Consider the following 17550-nt stretch of genomic DNA (forward strand, 5'->3'; position numbering starts at 1 on the left):
GTGCAGGCGAGCGGCACCGTCAGCGAGTTCAAGAGCGGCAGCACCGACCCCGAGCGGCTGACCGAGTTGGCCACCGTCACCGCGATCAGCACCTGCGGCGCCGGCCCCAGCATCGCCGCGCGCGAGATCACGCTGCCGCTGGCCAGCGCCGGCGACCTCGAAGCGGTCGAGGGCATGCTGGTCGAGTTCAAGCAGACGCTCACTGTCTCCGAGGTCTACACCCTGGGCCGCTATGGCGAGCTGGTGCTGTCCACCGGCGGCCGGCTGTTCCAGGCCAACAACCACCCGGGCGACGCGACGCGCGACGCGGTGAACGCCGCGAACGCGCTCGCGAAGATCGTGCTCGACGATGGCGCCGGCATCCAGAACCCGACGCCGATTCCCTATCTCTCCGCCGCCGACACCAACGGCACGCGCCGCGTCGGCGACACCGTGGCCGGCGTGCGCGGCGTGATGACCTGGACGGCCGATGCCTTCCATGTGCACCCGGTCGCGGCCCCCGCGTTCACCGCCGCCAACCCGCGCCCCGCCGCACCGGCCGCCGTCGGCGGCACCCTGCGCGCCGGCAGCCTGAACGTGCTGAACTACTTCACGACGCTCGGCCAGCGCGGCGCCAACACCGCCGACGAACTGGTGCGCCAGCGCGCGAAGCTGGTCGAGACCATCGTCGGGCTGGATGCCGATGCGCTCGGGCTGATGGAGATCGAGAACAACGGCACCGTCGCACTCGCCGACCTGGTCGGCGCGGTCAACGCGAAGCTGGGTGCCAACACCTATGCGTGGATCGACGCCGGCAAGCCCGGCACCGATGCGATCACCGTCGCGATGATCTACAAGCCGGCGCGCCTGACGCCGATCGGCAATGCAGTGGTGCCGACCGACCCGGACTTCGCGGTCGGCGGCGGCCTGCGCCCGCCGGTGGCGCAGCGCTTCGCCGCGGTCGACAACCTCGGCGGCTTCTGGCTGGTCGTGAATCACCTGAAGAGCAAGGGTTCGTGCCCGGCGTCGGCGGCCGACCTGGATGCCGATTTCGGCCAGGGCTGCTGGAACGTCTCGCGCTTCCGGCAGGCGCTCGCGCTGCAGAAGTGGGTGGCGCAGCTCGCCGACACCTCGGGCGAGAGCGACGTGCTGATGGTCGGCGACTTCAACTCCTACCTGAACGAAGACCCGGTCAAGAGCCTGGAAGGCGGCGGCTTCGAGGAACTGCTGAAGCGCCTGCCCGAAGAGGCCCGCTACAGCTACGTGTTCAACGGCGAATCGGGCGCGCTCGACCATGCGTTCGCGAGCGAGACGCTGGGCGCGCAGGTGAGCGGCGTCACGGTGTGGCACGTCAACGCCGACGAGCCGCTGGTGCTCGACTACAACACCGAATTCAAGACCGACGACCGCTATGCGGCGACGCCGTTCCGCTCGTCGGACCACGACCCGGTGCTGGTCGGCCTGACGCTCACGGCCGACGCGCCGGTGATCGTGCCGGCGCTGGCCGCGACGCTGCCGGGCAGCGGCGTGGTGGGCACGGCCGTCAGCATCACCGGCATCGCGGCGAGCAACGGCAGCGCGCTGTCGGTCGACTGGGGCGACGGCACGGTCGAGGCCCCGGCGGTCGGCGCCACGACGCTCAGCCACAGCTATGCCGCGGCCGGCAGCTTCACGCTGAAGCTCGTGCTCACCGGCGCGGGCGGGCTGACGGCCGAGCGCAGCAGCACCGTCGTGGTGAGCGCCGCGCCGAGCAGCGGCGACACGCCGGAGCTGTTCTTCAGCGAGTACGTCGAAGGCGGCAGCAACAACAAGGCGCTGGAGATCTACAACCCGACCGCGGGCACGGTGGACCTCACGGCCTACACGGTGCGGCTGTATGCGAACGGCGGCACCGCGCCGAACACCTCGCTGCCCTTGACCGGCACGCTGGAGCCGGGCAAGACGCTGCTGCTGATCCACACCTCGTTCACGACGGCCGTCACGCTGCCGGGCGCGCTGAAGACCGGGGTCGTCAACTTCAACGGCGACGACGCGGTGACGCTGGAGAAATCGGGCACCGTGATCGACTCGTTCGGCCAGGTCGGGTTCGACCCGGGCGCCGCGTGGACCGGCGGCACGCTGTCGGCGCTGGACCGCACGCTGCGCCGCAAGCCGGGCATCGTGCACGGCAGCGTGCCGGCCGCGGCGCCGGCGGCGTGGGACCTGAGCAGCGAATGGGTGGGCTTCCCGATCGACACGTTCGACGGGCTTGGGAGCCACGTCGCGCAGTGAAGTCGGCAATGAAGTTGGCAGTGAGGTCCGCAATCGAGGGTGCGGTAACCGAAGATGTGCTGCAACAACTGCGACAGCGCTGAAACATCGGCGATACCGAGGGTTGGCATCCTTGCGGACTTCATCAACAGGGAGCCCAGAATGCACACCCCCACCGACCTCACCCGCCGTTTCATCGCCATCGCCGCCGGATCCGGCGTCCTCGCCCTCGTGCTGTGCCTGACACCGATGCTGGGCGCCAACGCCCCCGATGCCGGCGCCTTCACCGCCTCGGGCGGCCTGGTGGCCGACACCGCCCCCGCCGCACCGGCGGGCGATGCCGGCATCTACGCCGGCCCGGCGATCAACGAGTCCGCTGCCACCACGCAGTGACCTGCGGTGACCGCAGTGACCCTCACTTCGCCTGCGGTGCGTACACCTTCGGCTGCGCCGGCTTGCTCATCCCCGCACCGAGGAAGAAGCTGGTGTTCGGCGGCTGGTTGTAGGCCGAGTTCTGGTTCGCGATCGCCGAGCGGTACTGCGTGTCGTGCATCAGCGTGCGAAGCCGTTCGGTGCTCGGGATCGTCGTCGTGAAGATCATCAGCTCGCTGTTGTTGGCGTTGCGCCAGATCACCTCCTCGCGCCAGTCGCCGAACAGGTCGGCCGAGAGGTTCGGCGTCGCCTTCGTGGTGTTGTTCGACGCGGCGTTGTAGTTCGACGCCGTCAGCAGCCGGTCGATCTTCTCGGTGGCCGGATTCCACTTGTCGATGGTCGTGCCGTCGAGCAGCTCGCGCAGCAGGTCGCCATCCCAGTACACGCCGAAGTTGACGCGCGACGGACGGCGGTCCGAGATCGACTCGCCCTTCGCACTGGTCAGCCCACCCACCGTCGCCCAGCTCTCGGCGCCCGGGTAGCGCGCATCGACATCCATCACGACGCCGCGGCCCACGTCGACCCCGCCGCCCGGCAGGCTCCACAGGATCTTGCCGGTGGCCGCGTCGTGCATCTCCACGCCGTGCGCGCCGTAGTGGCCTGGCTCCTCGTGGACCATCATCACCTCCTTGCCGGGACGCGTCGGGTCGAAATCGCTCACGTGCAGCGCATCGCCATGGCCGAGGCCGGTGGAGTACAGGCCCTTGCCGCTGGAGTCGATCGCGGCGGCGCCGAACACGATGTCGTCCTTGCCGTCGCCGTTCACGTCGGCGATCACCAGGCTGTGCGCGCCCTGCCCGCGGTACGCCGAGTTGCCGCTGGTGTTGGTGTCGAAGGTCCAGCGCGATGCGAGCTTGCCGTCGCGCCAGTCCCAGGCCGCGATCACCGCGCGGGTGTAGTAGCCGCGGCTCATCACCAGGCTCGGCCGCTGGCCATCGAGGTACGCCACGCCGGCGAGGAAACGGTCGACCCGGTTGCCGTAGCTGTCGCCCCAGCTCGATACCGTGCCGCGCGCCGGCACATAGGCAGTGGTCGCCATCGCCTTGCCGCTCAGGCCGTTGAAGACCGTCAGGTACTCGGGGCCGCTCAGGATGTAGCCGGTGCTGTTGCGGTGGTCGGCGGTGGCGCTGCCGATCACGGCGCCGGTGCCGTCGATCGTGCCGTCGCCGGTCTTCATCGCGATCTCGGCGCGGCCGTCGCCATCCAGGTCGTAGACGATGAACTGCGTGTAGTGCGCACCGGCGCGGATGTTGCGGCCGAGGTCGATGCGCCACAGCCGCGTGCCGTCGAGCTTGTAGGCATCGACGAACACGTTGCCGGTGTAGCCGGACTGGGAGTTGTCCTTCGAGTTGGACGGATCCCACTTGACGATCAGTTCGTAGTCGCCGTCACCATCGACATCGCCGACGCTCACGTCGTTCGGGCTGTAGTCGTAGGCCACGCCGTCGGGCGTGGTGCCGCCGGCCGGGCGCTGCAGCTTGACGGTGAGGTACTGCTGCGGCCAGGTCGCGGTGGCGCTGCTCTGCGCCTGCTCGACGCCGTTGACGATGGCCGCCACGCTGTATTTCGCGCTCGCGCTGCCGCCGGCATCGACAAAGTTGGTGCTGCTCGCGATCGGGCTCGCGTTCAGCTTGCTGCCGTTGCGGTACAGGTTGTACGTGACGCTGTCGGCCTCGGTGCCCAGCATGCGCCAGCTGACGAAGACGCCGTTGCCGGTGGCGACGGCCACGACGCCGCGGTCGAGGAACTCGACCTGGCGTGAGCCGGCGACCGGGCCGGTGGACGGTGCGGGAGCGGGTGCTGGCGTGGGTGCAGGGGCAGGAGCAGGCGCTGGAGTGGGCGCGGGTGCCGGGGTCGGTGCAGGCGCAGGTGCCGGCGCAGGTGCCGGCGCGGCCGCCGAGGTCGCACAGAAGCCGATCGACTCGTTCGTCGCCTTCGCTGCGAGCGTCCTGTTCCACTCGACGCCACTCAAGGCCAGCGTGGACCCGCTCTGCTTCCACACGCCGTTCCACAGGTTGCCGACCGTCCCGGGCACGGTCAGCGTGCCGCTCCACTGCACCGCCTCGCTGTTCGGGTTCGAGACACGCACCGTGGCGCAGTAGCCCGAACCCCACTGGTTGTTGACCACGTAGGTCAGGGTCACCGGACTGGCGGCGTGAACAGCGGGCACGCACAGCCCCGCGACGGCCGCGCAAACGGCCAGCGGCTTGGATCGGATCATGGTCGCTTCCTCGGGGGCTGTGGAGCTCAGGGGGTCAGGGGATCAGGGCCGCCAGGTCAGTGTCGCCTTCGTGTTGATGTCGGTGGCCGACCCCACGTTGGAGGTGGCATCGACGAACCCGGAGCGGTTGCCCGAGCTCAGGTTGAGCCCCGTGCCGCGGTACTCGACGTCGCCATGCAGGTTCAGGCTGCCCGACGCGCCCTGGCTCGCCTCGAAGAAGCCCAGCGGGTAGAACGTGGTGCGCACCTGGGCCGAGCCCGACACCGAGAAGCTGTTGTTGCCCCACGGGCTACCGGTCACGCCGATCACGCTGAGCCCGCCGACCGTGCCGCCGCTGACCGAGCCGTTCGCGACGATGGCCTGGTCTTCGATGCGCGCGCTGCCGGTGGCGCTGCCGCCCGGCAGGATCGTCGCGTACGGGCCGACATACACCGACGAAGGCGTGCTCGTCGGTGCGCAGCCGCCGCCGTTGGCATGGCGCAGGGTGCCCGACGGGCAGGCATCACGCTGGCCGTTCTGGAAGCCCTGCGGCCAGGCGTTCGCCAGCTCGACCATGTACGGGTAGCGCCAGATCGATTCATACGCCTGGTCCCACACCACCGTCTTGAACACCGACGGCGTCGCGGTCACCACCAGGAACAGCGGCTCGCCTGCGTTCACCTTGAAGCTCAGGTCGGCGTCCAGCCCCTTCTGCTGCGCGCTGTAGCGGGCCGACGTGAACTGCGTGTTGGTGGCCACCAGGCCCCAGCGGAAGTCAGCATCGGAACCCGCCTGGTTGATGCCGCGGAACTTCACCGTCACCGTGGTGGCGCCGTTSGTCGGGTACAGCCGCACGACGTTGTAGCCGAAGCGCTGCGGYGCGCCGTAGAACGGCGASGCGAAGCGGCGGTTSGTCGCCCAGCTGCCGTCCAGYGCCTCSAGCGGCATCAGGCGGTGCATGCGCTCGGCCTTGTCGGTCAGCGTGATGTTGCCGTAGGTGGTRCGGAAGGTGTCGGGCGTGGCCTTGTAGTCCCACACCACGTTGTGCATCGCCCAGTCGCCCATGAAGTCGTTGAGCTGCGGCAGCGTCCAGCCGCGCGACTTCTGGATGTTGGTCAGCGGGTCGGCRCCGCTSGTGGTCCAGATCTGCGTGACCGCGCCGGGGCCGTACTTGTCCTTCAGGAACTCCATGAACTGCCAGTTGCAATAGCGGTCGCGCGTGGAGCCCAGGTAGAGGTGCGGCGCGTTCGGCAGCATCTCGGAGCAGTGCGCGTTGCCCTGGTACTCGGGCAGYTGGTGCGGCGTGAAGTTCGCGTGGCTCTCGAAGAGCCAGCCGCAGGTGTTCGACTGGTAGCACTCGAGGCCGCCGTTGTTGCCGGCCCAGGATTGCCAGCCGTGCGTGAACTCGTGCGTGAGGCCCCARTGGTCCCTCAGCGCGGCGGGGGCGATCCACATGCCGAGGTGCAATGCACGCTGGTTGTCGACCCAGGCGCCGCCGGTCAGGCCCCAATCGGAGTGGATGTGGATGGCCGGCTTGATCTTGTCCGTCTTGTTGTAGAACGGCTCGGGCATCAGCAGGTTSGAGTTGAACAGGTTCTCCCAGACGGTGTTCTCGAGCGTGTTGGCCGCGAGGGTCAGGTCGGCGTCGGAGATCGTCTCGTCGGAATAGAACGCGAAGTGGGCCGACTCCTTGACGAGCYTGAAGCTGGCCTGCTCGGGGTTCGGGCCACCGGCGCGCCAGGTGCCGGGCGTGACCGTGGGCTTCGGCGTGGTGCCGGGGGCGGCCCAGGTGGTCAGCGTGCTGCCCTGGTCGACGACCGCGGGGCTGGGCGCGGGAGCGGGAGCGGGGGCCGGCGCAGGCGCAGGAGCCGGTGTGGGGGCCGGTGCCGGCGCGGGGGTCGGTGCGGGTGCGGGTGCGGGCGCCGGAGCCGGTGAAGGCGCGGGAGCGGGAGCAGGTGCCGGAGCAGCCGCCACCGGCCCGATCGCGCAGGCCTTGCGCTTGCCGACGACCGGGTCGCCGAAGGTCGCGTTGCTGCAGGCGATGGTGCCCGACTTCGTCGCGACGACCCACTTGTTCTGCGCGCCGTACGACACCAGGCGCGGCTTCGAGCCCACGGCACACGTCGCGCGCTCGCTGGCGCAGAACGTGTAGCCGCTCGGCCAGTCGGCCGCGAAGGCCGGTGCGGCCCCCATGCTGCCCACGATCGCTGCAGCAGCGGCGGCGATCCTCATGCGATTCATCTTCTTCATCGTCATCTCCCGAAAAGTGGCGCGATTCTGGAAGAGGACGACCGACCAGTGATGACCGCGGCGTTCTGGAGATCTGCCCGTCTGTCATCAAACGTAAGGCGAAAAAACAAAAACCCCCGGCTCCCGCCGGGGGTTCGTTTCGCGGAGGAACGTCGCGTTACGGGAAGGTGGTCACCGTCGGCGTGAACGACGCGTTGCAGCCGGTCTGCGACCCGGTGTTGTTGATGACGTGCACGATGCCGCCATTGCCGCCCAGGCACACCGAGATCATGCTGTGGAAGCGCACGCCGTTGTTGGTGGGCACCTCGATCGCACGGTCGAGCAGGATGCCGCCGTTGGTGAACACGCTGTAGATGCCCAGGCCCCAGGCTTCGTGGCTGGTGACGTTGTTCGACACCTTGTACGAGGCCCAGCCGCGGCCGGTCGTGCTGTTCCATGCCGACTGGCTCGGCGGGTCGTACGGGATCTCCGACTGGTAGAAGTACACGCGGCCGCCATTGCCGTTCCACACCACCTGGTGTTGCTGGAAGTGCTCGACGAACAGGCCGTAGATGGTCACGTCGTTGCCGTTCACCCACAGGCCGTTGGCGGACGGGTTGTCGTTCCAGCTGACGCCGTCGCCATGGTCGGCGCGCCACAGCCAGGTGTGGTCGACGATCGTGTTGTTGGCATTGATGCTCAACGCGATGCCGACACGGCCGGCCGCCGCGCCGCCGATGCGGAAGAACAGGTCATGCAACGCGGTCGGGTTGGCCGCGTGGCTGGCGCTGGCGCCGCTCGGGCCGACCTCCATCAGCACGCCCGATTCGGTGCGGCCCGCATCGAGGAACAGGCCCGAGATCGTCAGGCCATCGACGTCGGCCGTCTTGATCAGCGGCTGYCCGTTGTCGGAGCGCAGCGTCGCGAAGCCCAGCCCGAGGATCACCGTGTTCGGGTTGTTGACCTGCAGCGTCTGCGTCAACACGTAGGTGCCCGGCGTGAACAGGATGTGCTTGCCGGCCGCCAGCTGCCCGTTGATGGTGGCCGCGCTGTCGCTCGGCTTCGCGAGGAAGAAGCTGCTGATCGGCAGCGTCGTGCCCGGCGTGGTGGCGCCATTGCTCCAGCTGATGCCCGCGCTGTTGGTGCTCAGTGCAGGCACGCGCACCGCGTAGCTGCCGTTGGCATCGATGAACAGGTACGGCTTCTCGCGGATCACCGGCGTCTGCGCGATCTTGGTGTAGCGCTGGCCCCCGGTCGGGAAGTTGCCGGCCGGCGCGTTCGGCACGCCGACGAACACCATGTTCCAGTTCGAGCCGCTCCAGCTGCCCCACTGGCTGTTGCGCGAGATCCATTGCTGCTGCGACGCCGAGTTGACGTTGCCGTCGACCAGCACGTCGGAGAACCAGCCGCCGCTCGACCAGCCGTTGTTCTGGTTCAGCTTGATGTTGCCGCGCACGTGCATGCGGCGGAACGGGATCGCCTGCGAGACGGCCCACTGCATCGTGTTGTTGCCGATGCCCTGGCTCGGCGTGACCGAGAAGTTCTCGGCGCCGCGCCAGAAGTTCTGCGTCGCGTTGTCGCCGCCGAGGAAGGCGTTGGAGCGCAGGTCACCGTTGACGTGCACCTGGTCCGGGTGGCTGCCCAGGCCCAGCACCTGCGTGTAGAAGCCCACCGGGATGCGCAGGTTGTTGTAGGTGCCCGGGGTCAGCAGGATCGCATCGCGGCGCGGGCCGAAGTGGTTCGGCTGCTGCGCGTTGTAGATGTCGTTGATCTGGCCCTGCAGGTTCGGCGTCGACGGGTTGTAGATGTGGACGTTCGGCCCGAAGTCGGGCGTCGTGCCGGTCGGCGGCGGGTTGGTGGGCGGCGGGGTGGTCGTGTCCGACAGCACGAACTGCTCCCAGGCCTGCACGGCCGGGCGATCGGCGACCAGCAGGCCGCCGCGGTTCATGTCGGCGCTGACGTAGAGCCCGGTCGTCGCGGAACGGATCGCGACCGTGCCGTTGGCCTGCGTCTCCAGTGTGAACTGCTCCCAGGCGTTGATGGCCTGGCGGTTGGCGATCAGCCGGCTGGTGTTCGGTGCGCCCAGGCCCTGGTCGGCCGAGACGATGTTGCCGCTGATGGTCGCGCGGAACGACACCGTGCCATTGCCGTTGCGGATGACCTCGAAGTCTTCCCAGGTGCTGGCGACCGGCGCGGTCGCGTTCAGGAACGAGGTTCCCGTCGCGGTGGCGCTGACGAAGTTGTTGTTGGCCACGGCACGAAGCGTTGACGCGTCTGCCGAGGCGGCGAATGCGCCCAGCATCGCGGCCATCGCGACGGCCTGTCGGGTACTCCACATGTTCTCTCTCCTTGAAGGTTTCTTGTTGGCTTCCCCAGGCGTCCCTCGGCCTCGTCGCGAGGCCGCACCTGTGGCAAGGCATCCCAATCTATGAGCCCGGCCGGCTTTTTCCTGTGTCTCTTTGCAAGACTCGTCTGCGCAAAGTGGAACCGCTTCCAGCCGACGCGGCGATTTGATCATTCCTGGCGGGCCGGCGCCTGAGGGTAAGTCCGGACTTTCACTGTTTCAAAGTGCATCCGCGTTGGCGACAATGCGCCCGGAATCCAACGACAAGAGGCGGGAGAGGCCACGAGGAGGACGCCAGCGTGTACGAGCCAGTGCCGACGGGCAAGCTCTCGTTGACACCCGGCGCGCGCGAATCAGACAGCGCGGCTCGTTGACGTCAGGCCTCGGGTGCGTGGCACACCGCTTCGAGGTTGTGCCCGTCCGGCCCGATGACGAAGGCCGCGTAGTAGGTCGCGTGGTAGTGCGGGCGCAGGCCCGGCGCACCGTGGTCCCGGCCACCGGCCGCCAGGGCAGCGCGATGGAAGGCATCGACCTGCCGGCGCGTCTCGGCCCTGAAGGCCAGATGAAGATGGGCCGGCTTCTCGTCGGTCTGGAAGATGCACAGCGAGCAGCTGCCGTCCGGGCGGCTCAGCTCGACACCGTACGCGGGCGTGCCCTCCGAGACGACGGCGACGCCGAGCGGCTCGAGCGCCTGGAGGAAGAACGCCTTGCTGGCCGCGTAGTCGCTGGCGCCGAATTTGACGTGATCGAACATGCGGGTCAGTCCATGTGCTCGATGTCTGCGGGCATCCCGACCCAGCGGTGCATGCGTTCTTCGTACACCGAGAACGTCGGGCCGGGAAAGGAGGGATCGGCGAACGCACCGACGGGAATGATGACGCTGTCTTCGCGCCCCTCGCAGGTGTAGTACACCGTGGCGCCGCAGGTGGTGCAGAAGTGGAAGGTGGCGCGGCTTCCGCCATCGCCGACCCGATCGAAGGTGTTCGACGCGCCGGCCAGGGCCACCGACTCGGCGGGAAACCGCGCCTGCGCAGCGAACACGCTGCCCGTTCTGCGCTGGCAGGCCAGGCAGTGGCACACGGAGACGCGAACGGGATCGGCCGACGTGATGGCCGTGAGCTGTCCGCAAGAGCAACTGGCAGTTCGGGTCGTCATTTCTTCTTCAACGGCCCCGCGTCGGGCCGCCTCGTTCGCCAAGCCAGCGCGGAGTATGCAACGACCCCAGTGCAGGCATCATTGCCGCCGACATGACGCCCCTGAACCTTCCCTTCGACACCTTTGACTGGATCTGCGGACTGCTGCTCAACGGCGTTCTCGCATTCTTCGTGCTGGCGGCGATCACCGCCGCAGGTCGCCCGCTGTGGGGCATCCTGGTCACGGCGAGCGTGTTCGTGCTCAGCATCGGTTCAGCGGCGCTGGTCAAGCTTCTGCTGCAAGCCGCTGCGAGCCCGGAATACCTGGCAACTGCCTCCTACAGGCGGCGAGCACTCCTGACCTGGATGCCCTGGCCGCTGGGGATCGTCGCGACCTGCATGGTGATCCTCGGTTGCGTACACGCCATGCGGTGGGTCGACGAGCGGCGCAGGCGCCAGAAGACTCTCGAGACCTTCGGTCCCCAGCTCGGCGTGCGAAAGGCCTTGCACGAGATGCTCGCCCGGGCAGGGCAGGATGCCTCTTGCGGCCTGCCATGCCTGCACAACGGCGGCGTGCCGTGCACCCGGAACGGCCGATGCGAAGTGCGAGCGATCATGGCGCGCCTGCCGCCTGATGCGCCCAAGCTGACAGCACGCAAGCGCCGCCGGATTTTCTGGGACACCTGAAGACACGAGGATTGGCCCATGACCGCCCTTCTCAGGTTTTCAGGGGCCGTCGAGCAAGACGCCCGCATCCCATCGGGACATCGTGGCGCGGTTGAATGCCGGTCGAAGAACAGCCAAGGGTTGAACCAACCGTCAGCGCGGTGCGACCTACACCGGTCGCGCACGCAGCACGCCACCAGCGCACACAAAGTTGCCTCCACCAAGGTGGTGGATCGTCTGCAGCGCAACGTTGTCATCGCGAAACAACCAATGGCCGCCCGCGAAGATGCGTTCGTCGGCTGCGGCCGCAACCACCTCCGCGAAGCAGGTGTCATAGGCGTCCTCCGTATGCGGCTCGCGAAGCAGTCGGCATTCGAGCCAGGCGGCGCAGCCCAGCTCGATCAGCGGCATGCCGAGTATGGGCCCGGTCATGGCGGCGATGCCGTGGCGGGAAAACTTGTCGATGGCGCGTCCGCTTGAACTGCCGACAGCGTAGGTCAGGTCGACCAGCCCCGCACCCGGAAGACAGAGGCCGAATGCGCCGCTGGCCGTCACGAGTTCGCGCGTGTAGCTTCGCTTGTCGATGACGACGGCGACGCGTGGTGGGGTGAATTCGACTGGCATCGACCATGCGGCCGCCATCACGTTGCGGCGCTCGCCGTCGGCGCTGGTCACCAGTACGGTCGGGCCGTGATTGATCAGACGACTCGCATGCTCGGGCGCAACCGGTCGGAAATGGTCGTTCATCGCAGGCTCCCGGCTTTCGTCGCTCAGGCGCCCGGGTGCGTGTGGTAGACCTTGTTGACGATGGTCCACTTGCCGTCGATCTTCAGCAGATTGAAGAAATCGGTGAAGCGGTTGCCGGCCACATTGTCGCTGTCCACACGCGCACTCGCTGCGGTCCCGGCGATGTCGATGCGGGCGATGGCCGCCTGCGCCTTTGGCGAGGGTTCGAACGTGTCGACGATGTCGTAGAGCTTCTGGATCTCCGGTCCGAACACCTCCTTTCCATTGAGGCCGAAGATCGTCGCCTTCTCGTGAAAAGCCGGCTTCATTGCCGCGCTGCTGGCGTCGGCGTTGCCTTCAACGTACATGCTCAGTACTTCGGCGATCGCGTTGCATTCCTGGACGTAGGTCGGTGCGGTCATGTCATGGCTCCAGATTGATCAAGAAATGTCCCAGGCGAACCGCCGGGAGCATGGTTGGGAAGTCACTCGCATCACCGACGGGCGTACTCTTCCGCGGGCTTGTCGGTCGGGGTCGCCCAAGCGGCCTTCGTCTCCTCGGAGACCGGCAGATTGACGGCAGTGTTCGTCGGCGGAATCGGCTTCATGAACCACTTGTCGTAGAGCTGCACGATCTCGCCGCTCTTCATCATGCCGCGCAGCGTGTTGTCGATGCTTTGCTTGAAGGCTGGGTCATCCTTGCGGATCATGATCGCGATCGGCTCCACGCCCAGCACCTCGCCGACGATCTTGAAGTCCGCCGGATTGCGCGATTTGGCGATGTTGCCGGCCAGCACCTGCGCGTCCATCACGAATGCATCGGCTCGCCCCGAGTCGAGGTTGAGCATGCTGTCGGTGTGGTCCTTGCCGAAGATCTCCTGGAACTCGACGCCCGCCGCCTTCTGGTGTTTGCGCAAGAGCTGCACGCTCGTCGTGCCGGTGGTCGTCGCGACCTTGCGGCCATTGAGCTGACTGATCGACTGGATGCCGGAGTTCGCCTTGACGGCGATGCGGATCTCCTCGACGTAGGTCGTGAGTGCGAACGCGACCTGCTGCTGCCGGGTGGCGTTGTTGGTCGTCGAGCCGCACTCGATGTCGATCGTGCCGTTCTGCAGGAGCGGCATGCGGTTGGCCGACGAGACGGGCTGGTACTTGATGTCGAGCTTGGGCAGGCCGAGCTGTTTCTGCACGTCGGCGAGCGCTCGATGGCACAGGTCGATGTGGAACCCGACGTACTTGCCGTTGCCGAGCGTGTACGACAGCGCGCCGGAGGACTCGCGCACCCCCATCGTCACCGAGGCGGATTCCTTGATCTTCTGCAACGTGTCCGCCTGGGCGGCGGCGGTGGCTGAAACGGCGGCGGCGAGCGCAATGACCTGGAGCTTCACAGGCGCCTCACTTGGCGAAGAGGCTGGCGATGTTCGCGAACGCCTTGATCTCCAGCGCATTGCCGGACGGGTCGAGGAAGAACATCGTGGCCTGCTCGCCCGGCTCGCCCTTGAAGCGGATGTAGGGCTCGATGATGAAGGCGATGCCTCGGCCTTTCAGGCGCTCCGCGGCCGCTTGCCACTCGGGCATCGGCAACACGATGCCGAAGTGGCGTACCGGAACGCCGTGCCCATCGACCGCATTGCGTTGTGCTGGGCCGGCCTCACCGGGTGCGAGGTGGGCGACGATCTGGTGGCCGTAGAAGTTGAAGTCGATCCAGTCGTTGGAACTGCGACCTTCGGGGCAACCCAGGACCTCGCCATAGAACTGGCGGGCGAGAGAAAGATCATGAACCGGGAAGGCGAGGTGGAACGGGGACAGGGGGCCGGGATTGGTGGTCAAGGCTTGCATGGTCTCGCTCATCGAGTGGATTGACACTGGTCATCCTAGAGACCGCACAGAAAAAGAAAATCAATATCAATTTTCGCTGAGCATCAAGGAAATTTGACGTCAAATTCCGTACGCGCTGGAGATGAGCTGGGCCAGTGCGCGCACCGGCTCGCTGAGCGAGCGCCGTGCGCGGTGAACCAGGCCGATGTCGCGATGGAAGGTGCGGCTGCCCAGGTCGATGGCGCGCACAGCCGCCGGCCAGCGGCGATGCGTGGCCGACTGTGGAATGAGCGCCACGCCGACACCCTGCGCCACGAGGCTCACGATGGCCTCCAGTTCATCGACTTCGCAAACTTCCTGCACCGTGAGGTGCATCGCCCGCAGGAAGCGGTCGGCCTGCCGGCCACCGAAAGAAGCACGGTCATAGCGCACGAACGGCTGAGACGACAGCAACTCCACCCAGTCGTCGCCCGGCGTGTGTCGCGGCACGATCAGCCGGAACGGCTCCTGCGCCAGCGTCGTCCATCGCAGGTCGCTGTGCAGCGAGAACGGCGGGCGGATGATCACCGCCATGTCGATCTCGCCCGCGTCCACGAGGTTCACCAGGTCCATCGACAGGCCGGGAATGATGCGCGTGCGGCACCCCTGCCATTGCTTGTGGAACGCCGCCAGCGCCTTCGGCAGCAGTGACCGCTGTGCCGAGGCGATCGCACCGACGTTCAGTCGGGTGACGGCGGCATGCGCCACGTCGCCCGAGCCAAGACTCTCATACAAGCGCACCAGCTCGTGCGCACGCAGCAGTGTCTGATGCCCCATCTCGTTGAGCCGGGCCGAGCGGGCTGTGCGGTCGAAGAGCACGAATCCGAGCTCCGCTTCCAGGCGTTGCATCTGGGCACTGACGGCCGCCTGTGTCAAGCCGATTCTTTCGCCCGCGGCAGCGAATGTGCCTTCGCGCGCCACGGCAATCAGGGTTTTCAGCTCGCGGATCATTCGCAGGCGCCTCTTGTGGATCGAGCGAATGTAGCTCGTCGGTGATCTCCGAAATGCGGGCAAGGGCAGTCGCAGCTCCGGCCCGGTTCCGGTCGATGGCGATCGCACTCTCCATGCCTGGCCCGTGCACAAAGGGCGCCATCCCCGCCGCTGGCTGGCCGCTAGAATCCACCCCCACTCGCCGTAGTTCAATGGGTCGCTTTCATAGGTGAATCCACGGGCCCGTATCACTTCCGTATCAGTGCGGTGATGGCAGCGAGTGAGCGGGCTGCAGCGGTTGCTGCCGTTCGCGCCATTTCGTCGAGTGCTTGCAGCCGGCCAAAGCCAGTCGGTCGCGAACGTCTGGTTCCCGGTTGTGCTGTTGGCAGACAGCCTGGAACAGGTCGGCAACCCCGTTACGATGGTTCATGAAATCGAGCGCAGCAAACAGACTCACCATCGACTACCGCCTGACAGGCGCAGGATGGGCTGCGTGCACCATTCGATTCAATGAAGCTGCATGCGAGGTTACTGCTTCCTACTTATCCGATGCCCTGGCAAAGTTGGTCTTGGGTGCTCTCAGCGTGGTCGCAGAGATGCACAGCGTTTCCATCGGATTCGACGAGGAGCCGGGGGAATTCCGATGGGCCATCGTGCGGAACGGCAGTGACACGGTCCGCGTCACGATCGTCTCCTTTCCCGACAGTTGGATGAATCTTCCGGACTCGTCTGGCGAGCCGCTAATGTCGTTCGAGTGCAGCCCCGTCGAGTTTGGCAGGGCAGTCCGGGATGCAGCAAGCAGGGTTCTTGCGAAGCACGGAAGCGACGGCTATGCGGAGACGTGGGACATGCCATTCCCTGTGCGCGAACTTGCGCTACTCGAATCCTGGCTTGCGGCCCGTGACCGAACCCCATCAGATCCCGTTCACTGATCTGCAGATTCAAGATCAGCGGCAGCCAGGCCTGAACGTCCACGGCCGGCCACAAGTTGTCCGTCGGGATCGCCCGCGTTCAGTCCGCGCGACCTATGAATGCGCTCGGATAGAGTAGTGCATATGCACCCCGATCCCCTTGCCTGGTGGCAGTCTGAGTTCGATGAGATTGCGCCTCGTGGTCATCTTCTTCGTCGCGCCTTGAGTGCGCATTGGGTGCGGTTCCACTCACTCCCTGACTCAAAGCGGTACGCTGAGTCTCCCGACGAGTACGCCGAACTTCAAAATCGACACTTTCTCGTCGCCTCAGCGCTCTTCAGCGCGGGCGAGTCCCTGTACGTCTTCCGCGCGCATGGTGGCGAAACAAGGCTGCGCGGGAAGGCTAGGCATCAGCTTGCTGGGCGGCAATTCAGAGAGGCCGTTGTTGTTCTGCCGACCGAAAGTCTCGGGCAAGACGACGAGGATCGAATGTATGTTCGGGTGCTCGTTTCCAAATGGAAGCCTGACTTCTTCGAAGCTGCGATTCGCCTGCTTGCAGATTGGCAAGAGGTGGGCGTCTCGTTTGTCTCGCCGTCTACGAAAAACATCTTCTGCCCCTACGACGGGGGAATGGACATCTTCACGTTCTCCATCGCGCCGGAAGAGCTTCGCGCCCGCTTCGCGGGCTGGCTATCGGCCCATCCCGACGGCCTATGAATGTCTGCTTCGAGGCAACGAGTTTGCGCGCAGTGATTTCCGCTGTGGGTCGATCTGAGACAGTCGGCGGCGAGCCTGAATGTCGGCAACCTGCCTGAAGCTCATCCTCCGCCTCCGCGTCGTTGCCCCTTCCATCGAACAGACTTCGTTGGCACCGCATATCCTCGCCCGAGACATCGCAAATCGTCAGCCATGCAGAAGCCCTCCCCACGCCAACTTGGGTACATCATCGGGTCGTCGCTCAGCAACGGCCCGATGGTGCAACTCGCCAGTGCCCCGCCCGACAAGCTTCTCGATGCAGCAGGCTTGACGCGGCAACGCCTGGCCGATGAGTTCCTTCTCATCGCTGCCGCGGCTTCGCTGCACGCGATCGAGACTGCAGGACTATCGCCGGAGGCGGAGAACGATTCTGCACAGGGCCTCTATGACTGGATCGGAAACCTGCAGGATCCAACTCGAGACGTGGTGAAGCGCACTCTGGAATGGGCTGTCCAGGCCTATTCTGAGGCTGCTGCCAATGATGCCTCAGCGCCCCCCGCCCCCGGGCCTGTCAGTCAGATCGAGCTTGAGTTCATGGATCGCTTGCTCGATCTCGGCGACGATACGGAGAGCCGCGTCGCTGCCTGCGGTCGCCTCGGCTTGGCAACGCCAAAGCACCTTTGGCACGTCTATGTTGCAGCTGCCAGCCGGGAGCTCAAGGCAACTGGACGCACCGATTTCTGCTAGTTCAATGGGCCTCCTTCATAGGTAGAACAGCAGACTCGTATCGCTTCCGTATCAGTGCGATCGTGTCATGAATGACAGGCCCGGCCACGTCGTTGATCGACCGGCGATCGAGACGCTCGTCGCCGCTGCCCATCGCGATATCCTCGCGCGCCTGAACTCCGCCGACTGACGCACCGCCCCACCATGCAACGCCTCTTCGCCCTCGTCTGCTTGTGCCTGTTGTCCACCGTCTGGAGCGCCAATGCTCAGGCTCAAGAGGCACCTTGCCCGAACCTGCAAGCGGCGGTCGACTCGGTCATGTTTCCGCAGGAGGCGGTTGCCCTCCGCATCAGCGAAGGCAAGGCGGTCGTTGCGCTCACGATCCGCGCCGATGGGGAAGTTGTCGATGCGACCGTGACGTCTGCCACGCACCCGGTGTTCGGCACGGCAGCACTCTCCATCGTGTCGCGCC

Annotated in this window: 17 protein-coding genes; 7 read left to right on the top strand and 10 right to left on the bottom strand. The window is 66.4% G+C overall.

The window, feature by feature from the left end:
* On the top strand, positions 1 to 2250 hold a 2250-nt coding region (locus tag AC1D01_RS03925), incomplete at its 5' end, for an ExeM/NucH family extracellular endonuclease (protein WP_477864774.1).
* A gap of 141 nt (positions 2251 to 2391) precedes the next feature.
* The gene (locus tag AC1D01_RS03930) at positions 2392 to 2622 is read left to right on the top strand and encodes a hypothetical protein (RefSeq protein ID WP_477864775.1); all 231 of its coding nucleotides are present in this window, start codon (positions 2392 to 2394) and stop codon (positions 2620 to 2622) included.
* Positions 2623 to 2644: 22 nt separating this feature from the next.
* Here AC1D01_RS03930 and AC1D01_RS03935 read toward each other — a convergent pair whose 3' ends face one another.
* From AC1D01_RS03935 to AC1D01_RS03955, 5 genes are all read right to left on the bottom strand, one after another.
* On the bottom strand, positions 2645 to 4882 hold the full coding sequence (locus tag AC1D01_RS03935; RefSeq protein ID WP_477864776.1) for a rhamnogalacturonan lyase family protein: 2238 nt from the start codon (positions 4880 to 4882) through the stop codon (positions 2645 to 2647).
* A gap of 42 nt (positions 4883 to 4924) precedes the next feature.
* On the bottom strand, positions 4925 to 7111 hold the full coding sequence (locus AC1D01_RS03940; RefSeq protein WP_477864777.1) for a DUF6055 domain-containing protein: 2187 nt from the start codon (positions 7109 to 7111) through the stop codon (positions 4925 to 4927).
* Positions 7112 to 7268: 157 nt separating this feature from the next.
* The gene (locus tag AC1D01_RS03945) at positions 7269 to 9428 is read right to left on the bottom strand and encodes a hypothetical protein (RefSeq protein WP_477864778.1); all 2160 of its coding nucleotides are present in this window, start codon (positions 9426 to 9428) and stop codon (positions 7269 to 7271) included.
* A 382-nt stretch (positions 9429 to 9810) separates the two neighbouring features.
* Entirely contained in the window at positions 9811 to 10188 is a 378-nt protein-coding gene (locus AC1D01_RS03950; RefSeq protein ID WP_477864779.1) for a VOC family protein, read from the bottom strand.
* Between the two features lie 5 nt (positions 10189 to 10193).
* On the bottom strand, positions 10194 to 10631 hold the full coding sequence (locus AC1D01_RS03955) for a GFA family protein (protein WP_477864780.1): 438 nt from the start codon (positions 10629 to 10631) through the stop codon (positions 10194 to 10196).
* 50 nt (positions 10632 to 10681) lie between these two features.
* On the opposite strand from AC1D01_RS03955, the gene AC1D01_RS03960 reads away from it, so the two are divergent.
* Positions 10682 to 11254: a hypothetical protein gene (locus AC1D01_RS03960; RefSeq protein WP_477864781.1), complete on the top strand. Its 573-nt coding sequence runs from the start codon at positions 10682 to 10684 to the stop codon at positions 11252 to 11254.
* A gap of 147 nt (positions 11255 to 11401) precedes the next feature.
* Here the strand turns inward: AC1D01_RS03960 and AC1D01_RS03965 are convergent, their stop codons facing one another.
* From AC1D01_RS03965 to AC1D01_RS03985, 5 genes are all read right to left on the bottom strand, one after another.
* Positions 11402 to 11980 carry a flavin reductase family protein gene (locus AC1D01_RS03965; protein WP_477864782.1) on the bottom strand — a complete coding sequence of 193 codons (579 nt, stop codon included), beginning with the start codon at positions 11978 to 11980 and terminating at the stop codon, positions 11402 to 11404.
* A 23-nt stretch (positions 11981 to 12003) separates the two neighbouring features.
* The gene (locus AC1D01_RS03970; RefSeq protein WP_477864783.1) at positions 12004 to 12381 is read right to left on the bottom strand and encodes a nuclear transport factor 2 family protein; all 378 of its coding nucleotides are present in this window, start codon (positions 12379 to 12381) and stop codon (positions 12004 to 12006) included.
* Positions 12382 to 12452: 71 nt separating this feature from the next.
* On the bottom strand, positions 12453 to 13346 hold the full coding sequence (locus AC1D01_RS03975) for an amino acid ABC transporter substrate-binding protein (RefSeq protein WP_477864784.1): 894 nt from the start codon (positions 13344 to 13346) through the stop codon (positions 12453 to 12455).
* A gap of 7 nt (positions 13347 to 13353) precedes the next feature.
* On the bottom strand, positions 13354 to 13809 hold the full coding sequence (locus AC1D01_RS03980; protein WP_477864785.1) for a VOC family protein: 456 nt from the start codon (positions 13807 to 13809) through the stop codon (positions 13354 to 13356).
* 87 nt (positions 13810 to 13896) lie between these two features.
* Positions 13897 to 14766, bottom strand: a complete 870-nt coding sequence (locus AC1D01_RS03985; RefSeq protein ID WP_477864786.1) for a LysR family transcriptional regulator — start codon at positions 14764 to 14766, stop codon at positions 13897 to 13899.
* Between the two features lie 259 nt (positions 14767 to 15025).
* Here AC1D01_RS03985 and AC1D01_RS03990 point away from each other — a divergent pair, with 259 nt between their 5' ends.
* The 4 genes from AC1D01_RS03990 to AC1D01_RS04005 form a co-directional block, all read left to right on the top strand.
* Entirely contained in the window at positions 15026 to 15259 is a 234-nt protein-coding gene (locus AC1D01_RS03990) for a hypothetical protein (protein ID WP_477864787.1), read from the top strand.
* 541 nt (positions 15260 to 15800) lie between these two features.
* Entirely contained in the window at positions 15801 to 16373 is a 573-nt protein-coding gene (locus AC1D01_RS03995) for a DUF3885 domain-containing protein (RefSeq protein WP_477864788.1), read from the top strand.
* 192 nt (positions 16374 to 16565) lie between these two features.
* Positions 16566 to 17099: a hypothetical protein gene (locus AC1D01_RS04000; protein ID WP_477864789.1), complete on the top strand. Its 534-nt coding sequence runs from the start codon at positions 16566 to 16568 to the stop codon at positions 17097 to 17099.
* Positions 17100 to 17282: 183 nt separating this feature from the next.
* On the top strand, positions 17283 to 17550 hold a 268-nt coding region (locus AC1D01_RS04005), incomplete at its 3' end, for an energy transducer TonB (protein WP_477864790.1).

The organism is Rhizobacter sp. P3_B12, from assembly GCF_056402895.1.